The following is a 25,266-nucleotide window of genomic DNA, read 5'->3' as shown; positions in this document are numbered from 1 at the left end:
TTTTCATATGGAGATTATTAACCTTTTACCGCGCCTGCCACGACACCCTTGACGATATACTTTTGAAGGAATATGAAAACGACGATTGAAGGCAGAACAGCCATAACCATTGCCGTCATTGCATATTGCCAATCCGATGTATATTGACCAACGAATGTGTATGCTGCCAGCGTCAATGTTTTTGTATCTGGCGAGCCATTGACCATAAGGAGCGGCAACAGGAAGTCATTCCAGATCCACATGACATCAATGATGACGATTGTAGTCGTTACGGATTTTAGCAGCGGGAAAATAACGAGAAAGAACAGCTTGAAGCCTGAAGCGCCGTCTATTGTTGCGCTCTCATCAATTTCCTTCGGTATGCCCTTCACAAAGCCGTGATAAATAAATACGGCAAGCGGAGCGCCAAAGCCCCAGTAGAGAATACCGAGTCCCCAAGTGCTTTCTGACAGGTGCAAGTTTTTTGCGAGCTGCAATACTGTTAACATGATCGATTGAAACGGAATGAGCATCGGCATAATGCAGAGCAGATAAAGCAATCCGCTCCAGCGTGTTTTGGTTCTAGCGAGCTTATAGGCTGCAATAGAGGAAACCAAAATGATTCCGGCAAGTCCTACTGTTGTAATGACAAAGTTGTTGAGAAACAGCTTAGGGTAATTGATAAACGACCATACATAGGAATAATTTTCCCATGCCAGCTGCTTAGGCAATGCTACGACGTCGGTCATAACCTCGCCGAAGCTTTTGAACGAGTTGTTAATGGCTAAGAACAGTGGATATAGAAAGACAATAGAGAGAAGCACCATGATGACTTCAAGAATGATTTTCCCTGTGTTTATTTTTCTTTTTGTTTGCATTACGCTTCAACCTCCCTGCGCTTGAAGAGCGTTAATTGAATGATCGTAACGAACAGAACCGCAACGAACAATATAAGCGCCTTCGCTGTTCCATAGCCGTAAAGGTTGTTCTGGAAAGTATCTCTATAAATATCGTAAGCGATACTGTAAGTTGATCCGCCAGGTCCGCCGCCAGTAAGGGAGAGGATGACGTCAAACACTTTAATGGAGTTAGTCAAAGCCATAAAGACAGAAATGGTGATGGAAGGCGCAAGCAGTGGCAACGTAATACTGAAAAATCTGCGTACAGGACCGGCACCGTCAACGGTTGCAGCTTCCTTCAGATCATCGGGTACGGACTGCAAGCCAGCGATATAGATAACTAAGTAGAAGCCAATGGACTGCCAGACGGAGACAAACAGGATCGATATGAATGCGAGTCCCGGTTCACCCAGCCAGCTAAGATCGAAGATGCCAAGGCCAGTGCTTTGAGCCAAAGATTCAAAGCCTTGCATGAAGATAAACTTCCAAATGAAACCGACAATAACAAGACTAAGGATGTAAGGGATGAAGAAAGCAGCCCGCAGCCAAGATGTTGTTTTCAGCTTCATATCCAGAACAACAGCTAGCAATATAGCCAGCACATTGACTAGCACGATATACAAAACAGCGTATTTAATCGTAAACCATGCCGAGCTGGCAAAGTTCGCGTCACCCGTAAATATTTGCTTAAAATTATCAAGACCAACAAATGTCGGATGCTTGGAAATACCGTTCCATTTTGTCATGGAATATCGAATCGTCATGGCGAACGGGATATAGAACGCGACTGCGATACAAATGAGCACCGGCAATGTGAAAATACCAAACTCTAGCTTTTCGCCCCATTTTCTCCCTAATGACTTAAACATCTAAACACCTCTTTCGTTACTCTTTGTGTTTCATTCTCTGGTCTGTACAAAAATGATTTTCAGCTATATTGTGTATTATAAAACAGCGACCCTTCCCTCAAAATGGATTTAACAAATCAGTTAAGGGTAAAAAGGTGAACTCCCAAAAGGGCTTGAAGGGACGGTGAAAGAGATGGGTTTAAAGGGTGTGAGATGGATAACTTCATTGCTGGAGCCGATATCGAGAAAACTTGTAAACAAGCTTATTTTGCTTTTTACGTTCATTATTATACTCGTCGTTGGGTCATTGACCTTTATCTCTTATCAAATGCTTCAGAAGGAATCAGTGGCGAACAGCATTGCCAGCACATCAAACAATTTATTGCTGGTGAATCAGAACATGGAGGAATACCTCAAAGGGATGGAGCAGTTGTCGCTTCCGCAAATCAAATACGATGAAATCATTTATGCGATCAATCATGAGTCGAGTGACTATTCCTCGAAGATGTACGTGGAGAATTATTTGAGAGGGTTGTTTTATTCACGAAGTGACTTGGAAGCCATTTATTTATACGTGGTAAAGGAAAAGAAATATTATGCGGTAACGAAGGAGAACTACAATATAACGGTGCGGACGGTCGTAGACGACAGCATAAGCTATCAGCCTTGGTATGCGAAAGCAATGTCGAGCTCGTTCAATCAAGCCTATCAGCCTATGGTAAACACAGATCGGAGTGAAGGCTATCAGCTGCCTTCGGACAAAAGCTTTATGGGCTATCATCGGGTGCTTCGGTCGATTGTATCGCGTGATCCGCAAGCGGTGCTTTCTTTTTACTATAATGATTCGACTTGGAATGAGATCATTGCGGACATTCCAATCAGCACAGGGGAGCATTTGCAGTTTTTAAGCCCAGATAATGAATTATTTTATGCCGATGATTTATCCTTTTTCGAGGAGATGAAGGAGAAAGCGCTGCCGGAGAAGCTGACGAGCAGTCTGGATGCTCCCTTGACCTGGCAGGGCAGGGATCAGAAGTATTTGGTTGTCTACGATGTGGGAGAAGGGGAAGGCTGGAAGCTGATCAAGCCCATTCCATATAAGCAGTTGTATAAAGCAGCTACCCAGACAAGAAATCTTAATTTTATGATAGGTTTTCTCTTCCTATTGCTTGCTGTCATACTGGTTTCCTATTTCTCAAATGCCATTACAAGGCCGCTTAAGAAGCTTTCCCATCAAATGAAACGCTTCAGCAGCGGAGATTTCGATGCGGAGACGGAAGTGAAGGGGCGAGATGAGATCGCCTATATCTCACGCCATTTCAATCAGATGGTGAGCCGTACAAATGACCTCATTAATGAACGCTACAAGATGAAGCTAATCGAGAAAAATGCGATTCTAAAGGCGCTGGAGGCTGAAATCAATCCACATTTCTTATATAATGCGTTGCAGGCTATCTCTACGAAAGCGTTAAAGCATGAGCGTTTCGATATAGCTGATATGATTGATGCACTGGCACTAACACTGCGGTATTGCATCAGCGGTAAGGACATTGTGCAGGCGAGAGAGGAACTCAAGCATATCGGTCATTATATGTCTCTGCAGAAGGCGCGCTTTGGAAGCAGACTACAGGTTACTTATGAATGGGACGAATCGCTAATGGAGTTGGAAATTCCGAAGCTGTCCATTCAGACATTGGTTGAAAATGCGATCAAGCATGGACTGGAGAAGGTGTCGAGCACCGTCACCATCGCTATTCAGGTGAGGTTGATGGAGAAGCAGGTCATTATATCGGTGCGAGATGATGGTCCGGGCTTCACGCCTGAAAGACTGGAGCAGGTGAGACATTCCTTCACGACGGAATGGAATGATCGTGATAATGAAGGCGAAAGTGTAGGTCTCGTTAATTTGAATTCTCGCCTCAAGCTGCTTTACGGGGAGTCAGCTGAGTTAATCATACGGTCAGACAGCCTGGGAACAGAAATGGAAATGATTATACCGCGGGGGGCGTAAACGATGTATAGAGTTCTTATTATTGATGATGAGGAGCCGTTGCGCGAGGCTATTCGCATACTAGGGGATTGGAAGGGTCTTGGAATTGTAGAGGTGCTGGAAGCAAGCAACGGTAAGGTTGCATTAGAGATGCTAAGCCAAAATAAGATTGATTTGGCAATCGTGGATATGAAGATGCCGGAATTGAACGGCATGGAGCTGCTGCCAATCATGGAGCGTGACTATCCTGAATTATTGACGATCGTTATAAGCGGTTATAATGACTTCGAATATACTCGCCAAGCTATACGCTCCAAGGTTGTTGATTATTTGCTGAAGCCGGTCAATCGAACCGACCTCAACCAGTCACTGCGCAAAGCGATTGATGTGCTGGATGCCAAGAGAAAGAAAAATAGCGAGTTTATAAATCGAAATATAACACTTAATATGTCGCTGCCTCGTCTCAAGGAGAAGGTGTATCTCTCCATCATAGAACGCAGCTTCAAAAGCCATACGAATGAAGCCTTTATGCCGCTAATCGGCGCGGATGATCCAGATAATCGCTTTACAGCCGTGGTGCTGCGCGTTCTGAACTTGGAGCAAATAAGAAAGAAACGGTTTCATGAGGATACGGAGCTGCTGCAATTTGCCATTGCGAATGTCATCAATGAAATCTCCGGCGATCACTTCGGAGCTTTCAGCTTTGCAAGTCCGAAGCAGGAGAGAGAAATGATAACGATCCTGACGATGAAGGGCGGATATTTAGAGGATATTGCTTACCGTTCCCTTCATCAGATGAACAAGGTGGTCAGCACGCTTCAAGAATTATTCGGCATTCTTGTTGTGGTAGGCATCGGTCGTTCCAGTCAGGATGCTTTAGAGCTCGCACCTTCCTACGAAGCGGCGAAAGCTGCTGCGGATGGTATGAATCTGCTTAAACTGAAGGATGGCGCTGTGGCTAGTGATTGGGATAAAACAGCGACGCTAAAGGATGTGTCCTCATTGACCAGCCGAATTTCGAGCATTCGGCAAGCGCTGGAGACAGGCAATGTGCTGAGTGCAAAAACGATATTAATGGATTATATCAAGCAGTGGAGAGTGTCCCAGTGGTTTAGTATGGGACAGGCTGATCGGATTTGCCATGATTTTATTATATTGCTTAATGATATGGCGATTGAGCTGGGTGTTCCTCCGGAACAGCTTCCTATGAAGGGCATGCAGGGGCTGCGAGAGATTGGTATTTCAACTGATTTTGCAAATATGGATCAATATGAGCATTTGCTCAATGAGATATTGGCGTTTTTTAGCGGCCAGTTAAGAAAGTCACAAACGACGAATCAGCCGTTCGACGTAGGGGATATTAAAAACTATATCGATAATCACTATTTCGAAGACATTAAAATATCGATGTTTGCAGATAAATATTTTTTGAGCAGGGAATACTTAATGAAGCTCTTTAAGGCGCAGTTCAGCTATGGTATTCATGAATATGTGCAGAAGGTTAGAATGGATAAGGCAAAGGAACTGCTGGATGATTCAAGCTTAAAGATTCAGGATATTTCCGAGATGCTGGGTTATAAGGACAAGAACTATTTTAGCAAAGCATTCCGTAATTATTACTCAGAATCACCTTCGGAATATCGGCAGTCCAATGCTAATGGGTAAAAAGTGAACAAACGTCTGACTTCTCTTTTTTACCCTAAATTAATCACTTATGTACATTCTTATCCCCTCTCATTTTCTTTAAGATATAAGAAAGTATAAGGTTCATCCTTGTACGATGCTTATAACGAAGGCTGTGAAACAGGGGAGATTGCATCAAGCTTTAACATCCGTTTTCGCTGAGAATAGGCATCTAAGACCATACTTAATGAAGGAAATGGGGGCATTTAAATGTTCAAAAGATTTCTTGCACTATCCGTTAGTCTGGTGCTGGTCGTTGGCATACTCGCTGCTTGCGGCAGCAACAACAAAAACAACACAACAGGCAACAATGAGGGTGGAACAACAGATTCATCCAAGCCGGTGACCATTAATATGTTTACTGCTTCTCCTGAATACACAGATGCTTTCAATGCATACATTGCAGAATACAAAAAGGTTAAACCAAACGTAACGATTAACCTTGAAATCATGCAAGCTGACTATAACACGGTACTAAAATCAAAAATCGCAGCAGGCAGCACGCCGGACGTGTTCCAAACGACTGCTGGCGGAGATATCGATACCTTTGCAGAATACAGCGCTGATTTGACTAATGAACCGCTGGCAGCTGCAATGACTGATTCTGTAAAAATCAACATGAGCTCCAAAGACGGTAAAGTATTAGGCTTTCCGATCAAAGGAAACCTGATGATGATGATCTACAACAAGAAATTGCTTGCAGATGCAGGCATCACAGAAGTACCTAAAACAACGACTGAAATGAATGATGCTATCGCGAAGCTTGAAGCAAAAGGCATTACGCCATTCGCTAACGCGTATAAAGAGTGGTGGGTATGGAAACATATCTTCCAAAACTTCGTGAACGCGGCTGCTGACGATGCAGGCACAACGCCGAAGGAATTGGTTGCTAAATTTATCGCAGGTGAAACAACATTCAAAGATTATCCCGTATTGTATGACAACTTCTTCAATTTCATTGATACGACTGTAAAACATGGTACGAACAAGCCGCTTGAGCGCGACAGCAACGCTGAGGTAAGTGACTTTGCTCTAGGCAAAGCAGCTTTCATGACGGGTAAAGGCGCATGGGACGAGGAAGCCATCAAAAAAATTACACCTGATATCGAGATCGGTATCGTAGGCTATCCAGTTAGTGACAAAGCAGAGCAAAACCAACTTGTTACAGGTGCTGACCAAGCGCTTCGCATCAACAAGGATTCTGCTGTAGCAAAAGAAACGATTGAATTCTTCAACTGGTTGTACACTTCTGATTACGGTAAAAACTGGTTCTCCAGCGTAGCGAAGGTTATTCCTCCAATCAAAGATGCTCCGCTTCCTGATCTAGATATGCCGAAACAAATGGAAGAAATTTTGAAAACAGAAAAATCCGGTGATCTGTCGGTTAACTATTCGCTTGATACGTTCCACCAAAAGTTCGGCGAGTTGATGCAAAGCTACATCAGCGGCAGCAAAACGAAGGATCAAGCGATTGATGAAATTCAAAAAGCTTGGGTTCAATTCGGATCTGCCGAGTAAGCTGATTCATATGCACTTTTCGTAACTCAGCACTTTGCAGTGCTGAGTTATTTTTTTAGACACTTTTGTTGGCGTAATCAATGGGGGAGAGGTGTGGTTTGAAGATGAGTCGGCGTATAGAGGTAGAAGAAAATGGGCTGTACCTTGTTTTTGAAGTAACGAATAGCGGAGATGTGTTATTTCTTCACTTTGGACCAAAGCCGCTTGAAGAGGCAGTCATTGGCGAGAAGCAAAAGCCGGGATTCCGCTTAATGGAGCTCCAGTTAACAGGAGAAGATCGCGCGGAGTATCACGGAAGAACGCATCGCGCTACTTACCCGGGACTGCGAATGGTCTATGACACGCATAGCGACTCGCGGAATGAATGGGGCCGCAAGCTGGAGCTTGGTTTGCGAGATGAGCTAACAGGATTGAAGGCAATCCAGCATTTTCAGTTCTATGACGGCGTAGGAACGATTCGCAGCTGGGCGGTGCTTAAGAATACCGGCACTCAAGCAGCGGAGGTGGAATATGTATCTTCCTTCGCATTAACCGGTCTTGATAAGGAAGGACAACAGGATCGCGATGACAAAATGCGTCTTTATTTAGCGCATAATGGCTGGCAATCCGAGCTGCAATGGCGTTCCTATCGGTTGCCTGAGCTGGGCATGTCCCATCTAATTGATCGTGGTTCGAAGCGGGTTTCCTGCAGTAATACCGGCTCATGGTCAGCCGCGGAGCATATCCCGATGGCAGTGCTGGAGAACGAGGAAGCGGGGACAAGCTTGTTCTGGCAGATTGAGCATAACGGTTCATGGCACTGGGAGATTATTGAGCAGTCTGATCTGCTAACGGTGCTGATTAGCGGTCCGACCGAGCATGACAATCACTGGTGGCTAAGCTTGCAGCCAGGTGAAGAATTTGTATCCGTTCCACTTGCTATTGGAGCAGTGGAAGGCGGTTTTGAAAGCGCAACGGATCAGCTTACGAAGTATCGCCGGATCATTCGTCGGCCGAATGAGGATAATCAGCTGCTGCGGATTATTTTCAATGATTATATGAATTGCCTTTGGGGCGCACCAACAACGGAGAAGCTGCTTCCGCTTATTGATGCGGCGGCAGAGGTAGGCTGTGAATACTTCTGTATCGATGCTGGCTGGTACGCGCCCGGCGAATGGTGGGACGGTGTCGGCGAATGGCTGCCGTCAGAGGAGAGATTCCCGGAGGGCATCAAGTATGTGCTTGATTACATTAGAGGCAAAGGCTTAATTCCAGGCTTATGGCTGGAGCTTGAAGTCATGGGCATTAACAGTCCGAAGCTTGCTGATACGGATGACAGCTGGTTCTTCATGCGTCATGGCAAGCGAGTGAAGGATCGCAGCCGTTATCAGCTGGATTATCGCAATCCGAAAGTAATCGCGCATGCGGATGAGGTCATTCATCGCTTGGTTGAAGATTACGGCGTAGGCTATATCAAAATGGACTATAACATCAATGCAGGAATCGGGACAGAAAGCGACGCAGATAGCTATGGTGACGGTTTGCTTCAGCATAACCGCGCGTATCTGAACTGGCTCGATGCTATTTTTGCCCGTTATCCGCAATTGGTTATCGAGAACTGCTCCAGCGGCGGTATGCGCATGGACTATGCGATGCTTAGCCGTCACAGCATTCAATCGACCAGTGACCAAGAGGATTATGTGAAATACGCAGCTATTGCGGCAAGTTCTCCAGCTGTATTGACGCCGGAGCAATCTGCTATTTGGTCGTATCCGCTGCGTGAGGGCGATGATGAAGAGGTTATATTCAACATGGTGAATGCGATTCTACTCCGTGTGCATCAAAGCGGTCATTTGGCTGAGCTAAGTTCACGGCGGAGGGAACTCGTCAAGGAAGCGCTGGATTATTACAAAATGATTCGGGGCGACATTCCCGAAGCGCTCCCATTCTGGCCGCTCGGTCTGCCTAAGCAAGAGGATGATTGGATCAGCTATGGTCTAAGAAGAGGAAACCGCATCTATTTGGCGGTATGGCGTATTGCCGGGGATAGTGAGGAAGCTGAGCTGCCGCTGGCACAGTGGAGAGGACAGCCGCTTTCCGTTCGCTGCGCTTATCCAGCCGAAGGGCATGGCACACAGTCGGAGTGGAACGAAGAGGATGGCTTGCTGCGGGTTAGCCTGCCTAATGTGAAAACGGCACGCTTATTTGAATTAATCGTAGATTAGTTGAAAAGAGAGGAGGATGAAACGGAATACCGCATCCTACTAACATGAAAAAACCAGTCTAGACACAATACTCACGTGTCGGACTGGTTTTTTAGTACGCCTAAAATGAACCATAGTATAAGTGATGTAAATGTCTGAACACAGGTATGGTTTGAAAAAAGGGTTCATTTTCGTCATAGCTGCCATCATCATTCACAGACCAAGACGATGCTAGTACAGCATGGGAGAAGCCCCAAGATAAGATTTTCTTCTTATCCAAACCTAACTCTGCTACAAAAATATCAATACGCTTATCCATAACGGCTGTTATATTCTCTTTGGGCAGCTTGTTTAATAGGAATTGGATAACATCGTATTCACGTTCCCCTATTAATCCTTTCGGGTCAATGACGACCCAAGCGTCGCTGCCAGCTCTTAATACATTGTAATGGTGAAAATCACCATGCAGCAGAAAGGATTCTTTTGCCCTCGCATTCATTGCTTTAAAATTATCGACAGCCTCATGCAGTATTTCTTTGGAGATCGGACCGATCCCTTCTGGATTTTCATTATAAATTTTCACTAGCCCCAGTTCTCTCTGCACAGTTGTCGGAAGCGTGGAAGCCGGCGGTGCTGAAGTCCAAAGCTTCTTCAATACACATGAGGCAATGTGTGTCGCTTCCTCATCATTTTCTAAAGCAGCTAAAGTATGACCTGGTAATACTCGTTCAAGAATAAGAATGCCCTTTTCTCTATCGGCTTCAACTACCTTAACCATTGCATCGCCATTGCGATTAAATAGAGTGAGTGCATCTAATTCCCCGTAAAAATCCTGCCCGGGAACGGTAAGCTTCACAACCACCTCATTTCCGTCTGACAGACGTGCAGGGGCGACATAATTATACGAGAGATCAAACGATGGCATCATCTCCATCTGAAAGCGCTCTTGGCAATAATGAATTAGATTATCAAAATCAGCTATCCATTTTTCTCCTTTTTCCTTATGAACCTCTGTAAAGGTTCGAATGAAGGCCTCGGGTAAACGCATTATTTTATATCCAACTCCTTAAACAATCTCAACTACATATATGCCTTATATTAGTTTACTGCGAAGGGCATACGGAGTCTATTACATGCTATTTTTGTAGATTTTAACTAAATACCTCGGATTTTTAATGATAAAGAACGGTTTTTTGGATGTTAATAGATGGAATTCAGCAGTAGTATCAAGGAGTGAGAGTCAATTATGGGAAAAATAGCAATGGATACAATTATTTTAATGGAAAAGGAGGGATGTTCGGGGTTCCTTTACGGGAATCTAGTGGCTCAACAATGAAAGCATACATGCATACTACGAAATGTAAACGCTTACTACAGATCGATGTTGTGAAATGATGCACTTATACCATGAAAGCGGGGGATAACCGTTATATGCGAAGAAGTAAAAGTCGTTTGTTTATGTTGTTGCTTGCAGTGGCCGTCTTATGGTCAACTGCTTTCTCGTCATGGCCATTAGGATCACTGACAGTTCATGCAAATTCGGAGCAGGTGGTAAAGAAATTTGATTTTGGTACAGCAACGAGCCCTGTATTATCCGGTTACACAGCGGTGACAGATTCTATGCTTTATTCGGAGCAGTTAGGCTACGGTTTAAGTATGGCGCTCGCTTCGCGAAATCGGACGGGTGGAGACGAGATGACGAATGATTTTGTGCTGGGTACAGCCTTTTCATTCTTTGTCGATATTCCTAATGGTGAATATGATGTAACGATTTTCTCAGGGGATCTTCTAACAGGAACAAGCACAACGAAAACGATCGTTGCACTGGAAGGCGTGACGGCGGGAACGATCTCTACCAAGCAGGCTGTCGCCTCCGCAACGTATCGCACGACGGTAAGTGACGGTCAATTAACGGTTGGCTTATCGGCTACGGCGGGTTATGCCTATTTGAACGGAATAACCATAGAAGGAGTAATGCCTGTATTGCCGGATGCTCCAGTGAATCTCGCGATTACACGCGTAACACCTCAAGACGTGTCTCTGGCATGGAATGCTGTGACTGGCGCGAGTCTTTACAAGGTGTACCGCGCTCAGGGCAGTGCTGCTTCGCTGCTAATGGGCCAATCAACAACGACTTCCTATGTTGATACGAATGTACAAGAGGGCAGCAGTTATACGTATACGGTGACTGCGCTTAATGCGGCTGGTTTAGAATCATCAGTCAGCGCATCGGTTACAGTAGCAGCTATTCCTGCACTTAGCGCCCCCTCTGCTCCAACTGGATTGAAGGTAAGCGAAGTAGAGGTGAATGCTGTTCAATTAAGCTGGGTTGTGACAGATGGAGCGACAGGCTATAAGATTTTTCGCGCTGAAGCAGAAACGGGTCCATTTGAAGAAATAGGTCAATCAGCCCTTCCGACCTATCGGGATGCCAGCGCGGATACGACGCTTCCATACTATTATCAAATCAAAGCATTCAATGGAAGCGGCGAGTCGGCTGTTTCCAATACAGCAGTAAGTACCGTTTATGTACCGCCTGTTACGCTGCCAGAAGGCGATGTACAGCGCTTTGATTTCGGATCAGGCGCATTGGAGGCTGGTTACACGAGGGTTACCGCGACATCCCTCTATTCTTCTGCACTCAAATATGGTTTTAACAGTTTGACGAATGTGAGCGCTGGTGATAGAGGAACAACGGATGCTTTGCGATCCGATTTTGTACAACCAACCAATGCGACATTCAGTGTAGATTTGCCGAACGGTGATTATAACGTGTCGCTCATTGCGGGTGACAGCAGCGAGGGCTCAGAAATTGCAATTAAGGTCGAAACCATTCAGAAGGTGCAGCTAACAAGCAAAGCAGCTGGACAATTTCTAGAGATGGATTTTCAAATTGCTCTGGTAGATGGTCAGCTCAATCTAGAATTTACAGGTGCAGCGCCAAAAATCAATGCTCTCGTTATTACGAAGCAGCAAACGCGCCAAGCGGGTGAACTCCCTACTGTTTATTTGGCGGGCGACTCTACCGTACAAACCTATGATCCCTACTGGGATCCACAAGCGGGCTGGGGGCAAATGATTCCAAGCTTCTTCACGAATGATGTTACATTCAAAAACCATGCAATCGGTGGCAGAAGTTCAAAATCATTTATTTTCGAGGGACGCCTAGATGAGATTTTGAGAGTCATCAAGCCGGGGGACTATTTCCTTGTCCAATTCGGTCACAATGATGCAACAATCAGCGTGCCAGATCGCTACGCATCGCCAGCCGATTACAAAAATTACTTGAAAACATATATTAACGGTACGAGACAACGCGGTGCGACTCCTATTCTCGTAACGCCTATGGGTAGGAGAGATTACAACACGGATACTGGAAAGTTCAACGTAAGCTTCCCTGAATACGTACAGGCGATGAAGGAAGTGGCAGCAGAGCTGAATGTAGCTCTGGTAGATTTAAGCACACTTAGTGTCGCTTACTATAACTCAATTGGCGTGCAAGCCTCGCTCTCGGTATTTCTGCATGTGGAGCCGGGCATTTACGGAGCGTTCCCGAATGGCTCCGCGGATAATACCCACTTCCAGGCCTATGGCGCCATTCAACTCGCTCGTTTGCTTGCAGGCGGCATTCAAAAGCTCGATCTGCCTTTAGCAGCATTCGTGAAGGAAATTGAACAGCCTGATGATGTACCAGCTAAGCCAACTGGTCTACTAGCCGGCAGCATCAGCAATGCAGGTGCCGTATTGCAATGGCAAGCAACAGATGGAGCGGATATTTATAAAGTATACCGGAAGCTCGATTCGGAGCCTGACTTTGCTTATACGATGATCGGAACCGCAATCGTCCCTACCCTTACAATAGGCGGAATGAGTGAAGGTCAATCCTATCAGGTGAGGTTAACGGCTGTGAACGGCCGTGGCGAGTCGGCACCGTCCGATGCGGTATCGATTACGACGAAGGCTGCGCAATACCGTTTTGATTTTGGACCGGTGGGAGCACCAGTAGCGACTGGCTATAAAGAGGTGACGCGCAGCGTCCTTTATACGCCGCAGCTTGGTTACGGACTTACCTCCAGCGCCAATATGATTGATCGCGACCGGGGTTCTGCGACGGACAATTTACGGCGAGATTTTGTAGCATATTTCGGTGGAAGCTATGAGTTTAAGGTTGATTTGCCTAATGGCTACTATTCCGTTAAGACATATACGGGAGACTGGATTGGATCAACGAAGACGAATGTCAGCATAGAAGGCAAGGATTATGGAACAGTATCTTCTGGCAAAGAGAATATTGCAGAGAAGGTCTACAATCAAATTGCTGTTAGAGATGGACAAATGAATTTTACTTTCAGTGGAACGACAGCACATTTGAACGGCATTGAGATTACGTCGCTCATGCTATCTCCAACCAATCTTACGCTTGCAAGCCTAGAGCTGGGAAGTGATCCGATATCAGCTTCTCTCACATGGGGAGCCGTAGAAGGCGCAGCTGGATACAGGGTGTATCGTCAAGCTGCAGCTGGGGGCAAAGCGGAGCTGTTAACAACTTTAACAGGAACGGCATTTACGGATATGACAGCCGATGTAGGCTTAGATTATACGTATACGGTTACGGCGCTGGAGAGCACAGGCTTCGAGTCCGTAGCGTCTAATGAGCTGCATGTGTCGATGATTGACCCGAATGTGGCGAAAGCGGCAGTGCCAACTGGATTGGCGGTGCAGGCAACAAATAAAAATGATGTTACATTCACATGGAATGATGTAGCTGAAGCTCGCATGTTTAACGTTTATCGTGCGAAGAAAGCCGATGGCGAATATGTGCTGATCGGAAAATCAAACGAAGCAACCTATACGGACACAACTGTCCTTACGACGATTCCATACTTTTACAAAGTAGCTTCTGTAAATGCAGGCGGTATTTCCGAGTTATCAGCAAGCTTGGAGACATCGGCGGTTACGACACTGTATCGCAGCATGGAGTATTTGGATAGAGCACCGGTGGCAGTGAAAAAGGATACAGGCAATTACATTGGTTGGAGGCTGCTCGGACTTGATCCAGCTTCAATCGGGTTTAATTTGTATCGTGACGGTGTGAAACTAAATACGGCATTGGTGACAGGAAGCACGAATTATTTAGACGCCACAGGAACAGATAAATCCACATACACTCTGGCTTCGGTTATTAACGGGGTGGAAAAGCAGGTTTCTGAGGTGTTTGGCGTATGGCAGCAGCAATACAAATCCATCCCTCTTCAAAAGCCGGCTGATGCTTATACAAAGGATGGCCAGCCATACACCTACTACGCGGGTGATGCTAGCGTAGGCGATCTAGATGGAGACGGCGAGTATGAAATCGTATTGCTCTGGTCGCCTTCCATCAGCAAAGATAACTCGCAAGCAGGATATACAGGCATTGTTTATATGGATGCATACAAAATGGATGGAACTCGTCTATGGCGTATTAATCTCGGCCCGAACATCCGCGCAGGCGCACACTATACGCAGTTTATGGTCTATGATTTGGATGGAGACGGACGTGCAGAAGTCACATTTAAGACGGCAGACGGCACAGTTGACGGCTTAGGCAAAGTAATAGGCGACGCAAATGCGGATCATCGCAATAGCAGCGGGTATGTGCTGATTGGGAATGAATATTTGACGGTGTTTGACGGCTTGACTGGCGGGGCATTGGATACCGTTTCATATGATCCTCCTCGCGGTGATGTCAGTGCATGGGGCGATGCATACGGCAATCGTGTAGATCGTTTCTTGGCAGGTGTAGCCTATCTTGACGGCGAGCATCCAAGTGTTATTTTCAGCCGCGGCTATTATACAAGAACGGTTATTGCCGCCTATCAATTCAAAAATGGTCATTTGACGCAGCAGTGGAAATTCGATTCCAATGATGAAGGGCTGGGGGACTTTGCCGGACAAGGTAACCATAACCTTTCTATTGGTGATGTGGATGGCGATGGGAAGGATGAGATCTCCTTCGGCGCGATGGCGGTAGATGATGACGGAACGCCGCTTTACAATACAGGGCTTGGTCACGGTGACGCTATGCATCTAGGTGATTTAGACCCTGCTAGAACGGGCTTAGAGCTGTTCGACGTGCATGAGCATGTGGATTCCAAGTATGGAATGGAAATGCGTGACGCGGCTACTGGTGAGATCATCTGGGGCGTATACACGGGGATTGATACAGGCCGTGGAATGTCAGCGGATATTGATCCGAACCATATTGGTGAAGAGATGTGGTCAGCGACGATTACGAATGAGCAGCATATTCCGATTACGGGTCTCTACAATGCAAGAGGAGAGCTCATAACGACAAAAATTCCGTCCTCAACAAACTTTGGCATCTGGTGGGACGGGGATTTACTCCGTGAGCTGCTAGACAATAATCGCATTGATAAATGGGATTACGACAATGAAAAGACAATCAATCTGTTAACCGCATCGGGAGCGGCTTCCAACAACTCGACTAAGGCGAATCCAAGCCTGCAAGCTGATCTGCTCGGTGATTGGCGTGAAGAGGTCATTTGGCGCTCAACGGATAGCTCAGAGCTGCGGATTTATACGACGACAGACGTAACAGAGCATCGCATTCATACCCTTATGCATGATCCGATTTACCGTCTCGGCGTGGCATGGCAGAACGTTGCCTACAATCAGCCACCGCATACGAGCTTCTATTTGGGAGCAGATATGGAGCAGCCTTCGGCTCCGAAAATTCAGTATGTGAACGCGCCGCAGGAGCCTGTGGATACAACAGCTCCCGTTATAGCGGGCTTGCCACAGCAGCAGTATACGACTGCGGATGTATGGACGGTTCAGGTTACTGCTGAAGATGCAGAATCCGGTATTCGTGATCTAGCGCTTACTTTTGATGGGAAGCCGCTAGTGAACGGCAGCAGCCTCGCATTTGCCGGATTGGCAGGCAACCATACCTTTACGGCCAAAGCCGTGAATAATGCTGGTTTGGAAACGATCAGAACGGTAATGATTACCGTTACGGGCATCGAGAAGGCGAAGGGAAAGCCAGGTGCTCCGGTTCTTTCAAACAACAACGGGCATGATAACGGTTTGCAGGATGGCAGCTACAAGATAACGATGAATATGTGGTACGGCAATAACGGATCGATTTACAAGCTTTACGAGAATGGTGTGCTCATTGATACACAGGTGCTGACCGATAACTCGCCATCCGCTCAGACAGCGGCGACGGATATAATGGGCAAGACCAATGGGAAGTACACGTACACTTGTGAACTTACGAATTCCTATGGAACAACGGCTTGCGGGTCGCATGTCGTTACAGTGAAAGATGCTAATCCAGGCACACCAGTCCTGTCGAATGACAACTGGGATGGAGATGGCAACTTTAAAGTGATGATGAATATGTGGTGGGGCACAAACGGTACAACTTACCGTCTTTATGAGAATAATGTCCTTATCGAGACAGGGTCCCTCCCAGACAAGACACCTTATGCACAAACCGTAACGATCGATCTAGCGAGTCGGTTAGTTGGCACATATTCATATCGACTAGAACTGGCAAATGACAGCGGAGTGACGGATAGCAGCATCATGCAGGTAAAAGTAACAAAGTAGAAGAATAAACAAAGGCAGTCCACAAACGCGAATTCATGCGTTTGCGGACTGCCTTTTTTTCATTATATATGGATGATGATATTAGATCTGAACCAGCAGTAATATGATAGAAGATAGGCATAGACAGGTGCTGATCAGGCAAAGAAACAGGACCACCTGTTTATGGTTAAGACCTGCTCTTAGCAGCCGATAATGTGCTTGGCTGGCATCAGCCTGATAGATAGCTTTGCCTTGCATCATTCGTTTCACGACAACAAACAGGTTATCGAAAATCGGAACGCCAAGGGCTAAGATAGGAATGAATAATGACATGACTGTTGCTTGCTTGAAGGCGCCGTCTAAGGCGATTACAGCCAATATAAATCCGAGAAAGGTTGCGCCAGCATCGCCCATGAAGATTTTGGCGGGAGGCTTATTGTAACGCAGGTAAGCGATCGTTACACCTACAAGGATAATCGCCATAATAGCAGAGTTGGATTGTCCTTTGGCGATTGCGACAATGAACAGCGTAATAGCTGAAATCGCAGAGAGCGCGCCGGCTAGTCCATCCATACCGTCAGAGAAATTAATGACTGTCGTCACACCGAAAATCCACAAAATCGTTAGAAGGAACTGCAATACCACAGGAAGCAACACATATTCGCCAGACAATGGATTGTAAAAACCAGTGAAAGAAATGCCTGATGCATAGACGAGAACAGCGGCAGATATTTGTACAATGAACTTAGGAAGAGACGGGAAGTCCTTGCCCTTCGTTTTGTACCAATCATCTAGGGTCCCAATAATAAGCAGCAGTACACCGCCTGCAAAAATCGCTCCTGTTTGCAAAGAGAAATCTCTTGTAACGAGTAAGTATGTGACGAAGAAACCAATGAATATAACATAGCTGGCCGTTAGTGGAATCGGCTGCTTATGAAGCTTGCGTTCGACATCTTTTCTAGGCTTGTCCACAAAATCCAGACGGAAAGCAAGTCTGCCGAATGGAGGAATCAAAAAGTAAACGATAGTGAAGGAAATCAACAGAGAAAGCGCGTATATAATTAGAGCCACCACCGTTTTTTAAAAGTTATAAACCGACAACAGAATTATACAGTTTAAGTTGAATGTTGTCGACAAAAGGAAATGAATATGAGTGTATTCTAATATTTGTAAATATAAGTAAGAAAGCTTGTTGAAAAATGAAAGGCATCCTTCTTTGAAAAGCTGAATAAAGATAAGCAATTATTTATGAAATAGAAGCTTAATTGGAGCAGATTCTCCGTATCTGTAAAATAGAAGGAGTGATCTAGATGTGGATAGATTGCGCTATTATTGGCGGAGGTCCTGCAGGATTAAATGCAGCCTTGGTACTGGGGAGATCACGCAGAAGTGTTATCGTATTTGATAGCAATAAACCAAGAAATGCAGTGACGCATGAATCTCATGGCTTTATTACAAGAGACGGCACAAAGCCGCAAGAATTTCGCAGACTAGCTCATGAGGATATAGCCAAATATCCAACGGTAACGATTAAACCGGATAAAGTAATCGAGGTGACGCAAGGTCGAGTCGGATTCCAGCTGACAACGAGCAATGGGGTCATTTATGAGGCACGAGCCATTATTTTGGCAGCAGGCTTGAAGGAAAAGCTGCCTGAAGTCCCTCGTATTCATGAGTTTTATGGCAAAAGCTTATTTAGCTGTCCTTATTGCGATGGCTGGGAGCTGCAGGATAAGCCGCTAGTGATCATCTCAGAGGGAAGGAATGCCTTTAACGGGGCCAAAATTGTTTCCAACTGGAGTAGAGATCTGCTGATATGCACCAATGGCGCTTACAATATGAGCGCGGATCAGATTGGACAGCTCGGCCGCAAAGGTATTAAGGTTATATCAGACCGAATCCAAACACTAGCAGGCGAGATGGGTATGCTGAGTGCAATTGTTTTTGAAAATGGTGCTGTTGTGCAGCGTGTTGGCGGCTTTATCTACCCGCAGTGGGATCATGCCGCTCCCTTCGGCGAATCACTTGGCTGTCAAATGAGCTCGGAGGGCGGGTTTATTACCGATGACTTCGGTCGAACAAGCGTCAACGGCGTATATGCAGCAGGAGATTGTTCCATTATTGTGCCAGCCCAGCTTGTTGTTGCTGCAGGAGAGGGCAGTAAGGCAGGGATTGGCGTCAATACGGATTTAACGAATCAGGATTTTTATCGCTGATCCATAGAAGATTTATATAGAGAGTAGGTTTACATTGAAAATTGATCGATTACTTGCAATGACCGTTCTGCTGCTTAATCGCAAACGAGTTAGCGCGAGGGAGTTAGCTGACAGGTTTGAGGTATCGACTAAAACCATTTATCGCGACATGGATACGTTAGCCGCAGCGGGAGTACCGATTTTTGCTCAGCAAGGTACGTCTGGCGGATTTGAAATTATGGAGCAGTTCACAATTTCAAGGCAGTATTTATCATTGGCAGAAATAACGTCCATCGTCTCTGCTGTCAAAGGAATCAGCAATGCTCTTGATGATGAGACCTTTGCAGGCTTGCATGAAAAGGTGAAGTCTCTGCTCACGCAATCAGATAAGCGCCTATCCGAGCAGCAGGGAGAAGGAATCATATTTGATCTTAATCCTTGGGGACAAGGACCCGAAGCGCGTAATAAAGTGAATGTGCTCAAGAATGCGATTGAAGAAACAAAGCTGGTCAGGCTGACTTACATGAATATGAATGGTACGGAGTCGACGCGAGAGGTGGAGCCGTATTCGCTTATTTTGAAGGGCAATGTCTGGTACGTACAGGGCTACTGTAGGCTGCGGCTGGATTTTCGTGTGTTTCGATTATCTCGCATGCAGGAGCTGGACATTTTGTTGGAAACCTTTGATCGCCGGGAGATCCCTTCGCTGGATCGCTATGATTGGGATTCAGAATGGGACAAGAAAGAGAAAACAGAAATTTCGCTCCTTTTTCAGCCGCAAGTCCGATATCGGGTAGGTGATTCCTTCCCATCCGAACAAGTAACGGTTATGGAGGACGGTTCTCTGCGTTTGCAAGGAGAATTTACGATGGATGAATGGTTTTACGGTATGCTGCTGAGCTATGGCGATAACGTCAAAGTTGAGAGGCCTTCGTTTGTGATGGAGGAAGTTTTGCAGCGGGCACAAAATATTATCAGGCAATATCAGAACTGAGACAGTTAGATGTCCAGTTTTCAAGGTTAGAATGAGATCAAAACCAAGGAAATGGGGATCATCATTCCAATGCATGAGAAGATCGTTGTTAAGCCAGGATTAGAGCTTGTTGGAGTAAGCGTACGTACGACAAATGCGGATGAAGCGGGCTCAAACGGACGTTTGTCAGAGCTGTGGAACAGCTATTTTAGAAGCTCGATTGCAGAGCGTATTGGGGCGATTAACAGTCATCTTATTTATGGGTTGTATACGGAATACGAGAGTGATGCTACTGGCGCCTATACCGCTTTAATCGGTCATGAGCGAGGCAGCGAAGAACAACAAATACCGGAGGAATTGAAGAGTGTAACGGTGCCAGAAGGGCATTACATGGTTTTCAAAACGAAGCGTGGCCCTGTGCAAGAAGTCGTTGCAGAGGCATGGAGAGAGATATGGACCTATTTTCAAACGAGTGCCATAGAAAGAACGTACACAGGGGACTATGAGCTCTATGACGGTCGCTACTTAAATCCGAATGATGACGAAATTGAGATTTATATCGCTGTTCGGGAACAAACTATCTAGTGATATTAACAATGAAAGAGGAAGGTGCCTAGGCATCTTCCTCTTCTTGTTATAATGGCTGTTAGATTATTCTTTCATCTAGCATAACGACTTCCATCTCGCCTGTTTCCGGGTCAATAACAAAGCCGTGAACGGGAATGTCCTTTGGAAAAAGGGGATGCTTACGAATCATTTCTACGCTGTGCTTAACGCCTTCCTCAGCGCTGCTGAAGCCCCGTAAAAATTTCTCCATGCGAATACCAGCGTTTTCGAGCGTTTCAATAGCTAGCGGATCAATACCGTGCTCAGGAAATTTACTTACCATAGCTTTTGCATCGAGGTTTGTCATGCCGCAGCCGTGATGACCGATAACAAGCACCTCGCGCGCTCCAAGCTCATAGACCGCTACGAGAATGCTGCGCATTGCGCTTCCGAAGGGTTGGGTTAAAATGGCACCGGCATTTTTAATAAATTTGGCATCGCCATTTTTTAAATTTAAAGCTTTAGGAAGAAGTTCGACAAGTCTTGTATCCATACATGTAAGTATCGCTACTTTTTTCTCAGGATATTTGTCAGTTAAATAGGATTCATATTGCTTTTCTTCGACAAACTTTTTGTTGAATTCTAGAAGTTGCGGAACGATTGACATATGATTACCTCCTTGCAGATTGCCTATTTTCTATTATTCATAGATTTAGGGATGACGTCAAATATTCAACTATGGAATTATTTTATTTTTTTGTATAGGTACGAAACAGCCCCGCACCGGATGCTTCAGGTGTGGGGCTATACATGGTTATTATTGCGGATTTGTTGTCCAAATGCCTGCTGATTTGATAAATACACGTGCTGGCAGCTTCAAAGTAGCTAATACAAGATCAGCCATATCCTCCGCTTGCATCATACGATCTTCATCGCCAATTTTGAGGCCGGCATTTGTCGCAAGCTCCGTATTGACGGTACTTGGTGTAAGCGCAGTAACACGGATATTGAATTTGCGAACCTCTTGCATAAGCGCTTCGGTTAAGCCCATAACGGCGAATTTGGAAGCACAATAAGCAGATCCGGTTGCAAAGCCGCGCTCACCAGCTGTTGAAGAAATATTAATAATGCTTCCGCTGCTTTGCTCCACCAACGTTGGAAGAACAGCACGAGTGACATAATAGGTACCCATCAGATTCGTTTGAATGATACGTTCCCATTCGCTTGGTTCCATATCTAGAACCGAGCCGAATGACGCGATTCCTGCATTGTTAATCAAAATATCAATGGTGCCAAGGCTTTCCTTCAATGAAGAAACGGCTTTGCCGACATCCTCTTGCGAGGAAACATCGGCTGTTGTGATGAACACTTTCACACCATATGTTGCTGTTAGTGAAGCTTGCAAAGCTTCAAGGTCAGAGCTTGTCCGAGCGATTAGCCCAAGGTTCACGCCTTCAGCTGCTAATGCGGTAGCAACGGCTTTGCCGATCCCTTTGCCTGCTCCTGTAATGATAGCGACTCTATTTTTTAATTCCATGCCGATCTCTCCTCCAAAACAGTTATGGTTATGCTTCAAAATAAACCTGCAGCAACGATACCCTATCTTTCTCTGTCAGCATTTTTAAAAATGCCCTTCCTTTATTATTGATCTTTCGCTTACTCAAAGCAAGTATAGGAAAGGGTATGGGGTTCTCGTGCCTCTTGGAAACCTGTATCAAGTATTCCTTAGAAGAGAAATGATTATCCGATAGAAGAAAAAAGACGTACAAACGATTTCATGTTTGCACGTCTTTTATTATGTGGTGAATTAGAGCTACGTGAGCGTTAGCGAAGCAATGACAGATCGAAGCTAGGTACGAGCCCCTCTTCAGCGGCACGGCCAAGAAGCGCCGTAATGGCAGCATAGCCGTCATCGCCTAAATCAGCGGTAAAGCTGTTGACATAAAGCTCGATATGCGACTGAGCTACCTCAGGCGAAAGCTCTTGTGCGTGCTGCATGACATAGGCTTTCGATTCATCTGGATGCGTCCAAGCATAGTCGACAGAGGCGCGGATCCATTCGGTAATAAGCTCAGTGTCTAACGAACGGCGAGCAATAATGGCTCCTAGCGGTATTGGTAAGCCGGTATCCGATTCCCACCAGCTGCCAAGGTCTGTCAGCATAGTTAGTCCATATTCCGGATAAGTAAAACGAGCTTCATGAATAACAAGACCAGCGTCGATTTTGCCGTCGCGAACAGCAGGCATGATTTCGTGGAAAGGCATCACAATGATTTCGCCAATTCCTCCGGGGACATTGCGAGCTGCCCATAGCCTGAACAGCAAGTAAGCAGTCGAGCGCTCGCTCGGAACCGCCACGCGTTTCCCTGCAAGTGAGGCAGGATCTGCCGCAGTTGAACCATTTCCGTTTGTGAGGACAAGCGGTCCGCAGCCTCTGCCAAGCGCGCCGCCGCAAGGGAGCAGCTTGTATTGTTCTAAAACCCAAGGCAAAGCGGCATAAGAGATCTTCATTACTTCAGGTCCCTCGCCAGCTGAAGCCCAGTTATTTGTTATATCAATGTCTGCATAGGTAACATTCAGGTTAGGAGCGCCCGGAATCAGACCATGCGCTAATGCATGAAAGACGAAAGTGTCATTTGGACAAGGTGAAAATGCGATATTCATCGTTAGTGGAATGCCTCCCGTATAGCTTGACTTGCCCCTTCTAAAGCGGCTAATGCTTCTCCGATTCGCCAAACGGAGCGATCACGCGGTCCGACGGCGTTCGAGATAGCGCGAATTTCTATAACTGGAATATGACGATTTTGGGCGGCAACAGCCACACCATGACCTTCCATACCCTCTGCAGCAGCACCAGGGATTCGCTTTGCTAGCTCAGCCGTTGTTTCTGCTGTTCCTGTTGCGGTCGTTACGGTCAAAATGGGTCCGCTGCATACGGTAAGATTTGCTTCATGTATAAAATGATATAAGCGATTAGTCCATAGCTGTTCTACCTCTACGCGGGCTGAACCAAATCCTAGCTCATCCAAGCTGAGGAAGCCGGCTGGTGATTCAGCACCTAGATCAGCAGCGACCATAACATCCGCAACAACGATAGAGCCAATATCGGCTTTTCCTGCAAAGCCGCCGCCAATGCCAGCACTAATAACCAGGTGATAAGGTATTTCTGCCAAGGCAAGCGCAGCAGCTGTACCGGCAGCAGCAGCAGCTGAGCCTACACCTGCTGCAATAACATCTATTCCTTCTGCGCCCTGCAGTCCGCGAAGCACGGCTTCCTTCTCTGCTGCTACAGCAGTGACGATGAGTACTCTTTTTCCATGATCATCTGCTTTTATATCGAAATTTTGCATCATCAGAAATATTCTCCTAACCTCTAAGTATCCGTAATTGCTAGCCTACTTATCGTATCATTGGCAGGTTTGCTGGTGCAAATGCTGCTAGGAGTGTATATGAATTAGCCGATTGTTATTTTGCCTTCAGGGAATCGGTATAGCTCTTTCTTCGTGCCATTGTTTAAAGCAAAAGCAAGCGTAACGGGACCAAGACGGCCGACAAACATGAGCAGAATCATTATAAACTTGCCAATATCCGTTAAATGCTCCGTTAATCCCGAAGACATGCCAACTGTACAATAAGCGGAGGTCGCTTCGAATAATATGGCCAAAAAAGAACCTGTCTCTGTTATAGAAAGGATCATTGTGCCTGTACAAATAATCGCAAAGGCAATCATCGTAAACATAATGGCTTGATGAATTTGCTGTTTCGCTATTCGGAAGCGAAAGAGTACAACATCCTCTTTGCCGCGAATCATGGCAATCATCGAACCGATCAATATGGCGAACGTTGTTACCCGAATGCCCCCGCCGGTCGATCCAGGACCAGCCCCGATAAACATAAGAATAATAAGAAAAAATTGTGTAACCTCTCGGAGCATATAAGGGTCAACGGTACTTATACCAGCTGAGCGTGCGGTTACAGATTGGAAGAAAGACCCTAGGATTTTGCCGCTAGCCGATAAAGGCTGCAGCGTATTGGGGTTTGTAAACTCCAGTCCCAGAATGACAATAGCTCCTACAACTGTAAGAATGCTTGTCACGGATAAGACCACTTTACTATGCAAGCTGAACTTTCTGTTTTTGGGGAAGGAAATAATCTCCGAAATAACGATAAAGCCAATTCCGCCAAAAAAGATGAGCAGCATAGAAACGATATTAACAAATGGATCCTCAACGTAATGGATGAGACTGCTTGCACGATCTGGAAATTGACCGAAAAGATCAAAGCCCGCATTGTTGAAGAACGAAATACTATGAAAGACACCAAAGTAAAATGCTTGTGAGACAGGCATTTCCAGCATGAAATAAAGGCTGAGCAGCAAAGCGCCAGTTAACTCAATGACGAGGGCGTAGAGCAATACCTTTCGGATAAGCCTTACGATGCCCTCTGTGGAGGCATAGTTCATCGATTCCTTCAACACAAGACGTTCCCGAAAGGAGATACGCTTGCGAAACAGTAATGCAAAGAGTGTAGCCATTGTCATAAAGCCTAGTCCGCCTATTTGCACCAGCAAAATAATAATAACCTGTCCGAACACTGAAAATTCACTGCCTGTGCTCAGAACAGTAAGACCCGTTACGCAAGTTGCGCTTGCGGACATAAATAACGCATCAATAAAAGGAATAGATTTGCCATCTATGAAGGATATGGGACGAGATAAGAGCTGTGCGCCAATAAAAATCAGCAAGATAAAGCCAAAGGTCATAACCTGCGGCGGAGTTGGCCGAAACCGCAGCAGTTTATTGCGAATAGCAGAAAACATAGCTTCAACACTACCTTTCTCTTTCCTGCTAGTATGTTTA

17 protein-coding genes are annotated in these 25,266 nt (G+C 45.8%); 8 read left to right on the top strand and 9 right to left on the bottom strand.

Going from position 1 to position 25,266, the window contains the following annotated elements; translation table 11 throughout:
• Window positions 1-17: 17 nt before the first annotated feature.
• Window positions 18-857, bottom strand: a complete 840-nt coding sequence (locus tag AC0YOD_RS15745) for a carbohydrate ABC transporter permease (RefSeq protein ID WP_475800274.1) — start codon at window positions 855-857, stop codon at window positions 18-20.
• Window positions 857-1,747, bottom strand: coding sequence for a carbohydrate ABC transporter permease (locus tag AC0YOD_RS15740; RefSeq protein ID WP_475800273.1), 891 nt, complete (start codon window positions 1,745-1,747; stop codon window positions 857-859). The genes AC0YOD_RS15745 and AC0YOD_RS15740 overlap by 1 nt, the downstream gene beginning before the upstream one ends.
• Window positions 1,748-1,934: 187 nt before the next feature.
• On the opposite strand from AC0YOD_RS15740, the gene AC0YOD_RS15735 reads away from it, so the two are divergent.
• From AC0YOD_RS15735 to AC0YOD_RS15720, 4 genes are all read left to right on the top strand, one after another.
• Complete coding sequence (locus tag AC0YOD_RS15735; RefSeq protein ID WP_475800272.1) at window positions 1,935-3,737, top strand: cache domain-containing sensor histidine kinase; 1,803 nt, start codon at window positions 1,935-1,937, stop codon at window positions 3,735-3,737.
• Between the two features lie 3 nt (window positions 3,738-3,740).
• Window positions 3,741-5,381 (top strand): response regulator, encoded by a 1,641-nt coding sequence (locus tag AC0YOD_RS15730; protein ID WP_475800271.1) that lies wholly within the window; start codon window positions 3,741-3,743, stop codon window positions 5,379-5,381.
• A 228-nt stretch (window positions 5,382-5,609) separates the two neighbouring features.
• Window positions 5,610-6,917, top strand: a complete 1,308-nt coding sequence (locus tag AC0YOD_RS15725; RefSeq protein ID WP_475800270.1) for an ABC transporter substrate-binding protein — start codon at window positions 5,610-5,612, stop codon at window positions 6,915-6,917.
• Window positions 6,918-7,021: 104 nt separating this feature from the next.
• Complete coding sequence (locus tag AC0YOD_RS15720) at window positions 7,022-9,121, top strand: glycoside hydrolase family 36 protein (RefSeq protein WP_475800269.1); 2,100 nt, start codon at window positions 7,022-7,024, stop codon at window positions 9,119-9,121.
• Window positions 9,122-9,221: 100 nt separating this feature from the next.
• Here the strand turns inward: AC0YOD_RS15720 and AC0YOD_RS15715 are convergent, their stop codons facing one another.
• Complete coding sequence (locus tag AC0YOD_RS15715; RefSeq protein WP_475800268.1) at window positions 9,222-10,148, bottom strand: aminoglycoside phosphotransferase family protein; 927 nt, start codon at window positions 10,146-10,148, stop codon at window positions 9,222-9,224.
• Window positions 10,149-10,531: 383 nt separating this feature from the next.
• Between AC0YOD_RS15715 and AC0YOD_RS15710 the strand changes: the two genes are divergently transcribed.
• Entirely contained in the window at window positions 10,532-16,714 is a 6,183-nt protein-coding gene (locus AC0YOD_RS15710) for a rhamnogalacturonan lyase family protein (RefSeq protein WP_475800267.1), read from the top strand.
• 81 nt (window positions 16,715-16,795) lie between these two features.
• On the opposite strand, the gene AC0YOD_RS15705 is transcribed toward AC0YOD_RS15710, so the two are convergent.
• Window positions 16,796-17,734 carry an MraY family glycosyltransferase gene (locus tag AC0YOD_RS15705; RefSeq protein WP_475800266.1) on the bottom strand — a complete coding sequence of 313 codons (939 nt, stop codon included), beginning with the start codon at window positions 17,732-17,734 and terminating at the stop codon, window positions 16,796-16,798.
• Between the two features lie 269 nt (window positions 17,735-18,003).
• On the opposite strand from AC0YOD_RS15705, the gene AC0YOD_RS15700 reads away from it, so the two are divergent.
• The 3 genes from AC0YOD_RS15700 to AC0YOD_RS15690 all read left to right on the top strand — a co-directional run bounded on the left by AC0YOD_RS15700 (window position 18,004) and on the right by AC0YOD_RS15690 (window position 20,446).
• Complete coding sequence (locus AC0YOD_RS15700) at window positions 18,004-18,909, top strand: NAD(P)/FAD-dependent oxidoreductase (RefSeq protein WP_475800265.1); 906 nt, start codon at window positions 18,004-18,006, stop codon at window positions 18,907-18,909.
• Window positions 18,910-18,943: 34 nt separating this feature from the next.
• Window positions 18,944-19,882 carry a helix-turn-helix transcriptional regulator gene (locus tag AC0YOD_RS15695; protein ID WP_475800264.1) on the top strand — a complete coding sequence of 313 codons (939 nt, stop codon included), beginning with the start codon at window positions 18,944-18,946 and terminating at the stop codon, window positions 19,880-19,882.
• A 69-nt stretch (window positions 19,883-19,951) separates the two neighbouring features.
• Window positions 19,952-20,446: a GyrI-like domain-containing protein gene (locus tag AC0YOD_RS15690; RefSeq protein ID WP_475800263.1), complete on the top strand. Its 495-nt coding sequence runs from the start codon at window positions 19,952-19,954 to the stop codon at window positions 20,444-20,446.
• Window positions 20,447-20,507: 61 nt separating this feature from the next.
• Here AC0YOD_RS15690 and AC0YOD_RS15685 read toward each other — a convergent pair whose 3' ends face one another.
• The 5 genes from AC0YOD_RS15685 to AC0YOD_RS15665 form a co-directional block, all read right to left on the bottom strand.
• Window positions 20,508-21,074 carry a beta-class carbonic anhydrase gene (locus tag AC0YOD_RS15685; protein ID WP_475800262.1) on the bottom strand — a complete coding sequence of 189 codons (567 nt, stop codon included), beginning with the start codon at window positions 21,072-21,074 and terminating at the stop codon, window positions 20,508-20,510.
• Window positions 21,075-21,224: 150 nt separating this feature from the next.
• Window positions 21,225-21,944, bottom strand: a complete 720-nt coding sequence (locus AC0YOD_RS15680; RefSeq protein ID WP_475800261.1) for a 3-ketoacyl-ACP reductase — start codon at window positions 21,942-21,944, stop codon at window positions 21,225-21,227.
• Window positions 21,945-22,231: 287 nt separating this feature from the next.
• Window positions 22,232-23,071, bottom strand: a complete 840-nt coding sequence (locus AC0YOD_RS15675) for a 1,4-dihydroxy-6-naphthoate synthase (RefSeq protein ID WP_475800260.1) — start codon at window positions 23,069-23,071, stop codon at window positions 22,232-22,234.
• A gap of 2 nt (window positions 23,072-23,073) precedes the next feature.
• A complete protein-coding gene (locus AC0YOD_RS15670) occupies window positions 23,074-23,760 on the bottom strand; it encodes a futalosine hydrolase (RefSeq protein WP_475800259.1) in 687 nt (228 codons plus the stop codon).
• A 101-nt stretch (window positions 23,761-23,861) separates the two neighbouring features.
• The gene (locus AC0YOD_RS15665; RefSeq protein WP_475800543.1) at window positions 23,862-25,226 is read right to left on the bottom strand and encodes a TrkH family potassium uptake protein; all 1,365 of its coding nucleotides are present in this window, start codon (window positions 25,224-25,226) and stop codon (window positions 23,862-23,864) included.
• Between the last annotated feature and the right edge of the window lie 40 nt (window positions 25,227-25,266).

It is taken from the genome of Paenibacillus sp. J31P13 (assembly GCF_056269295.1).
Note: the sequence above shows the minus strand (reverse complement) of the source record. Positions and strands in the feature narration are given on the sequence as shown.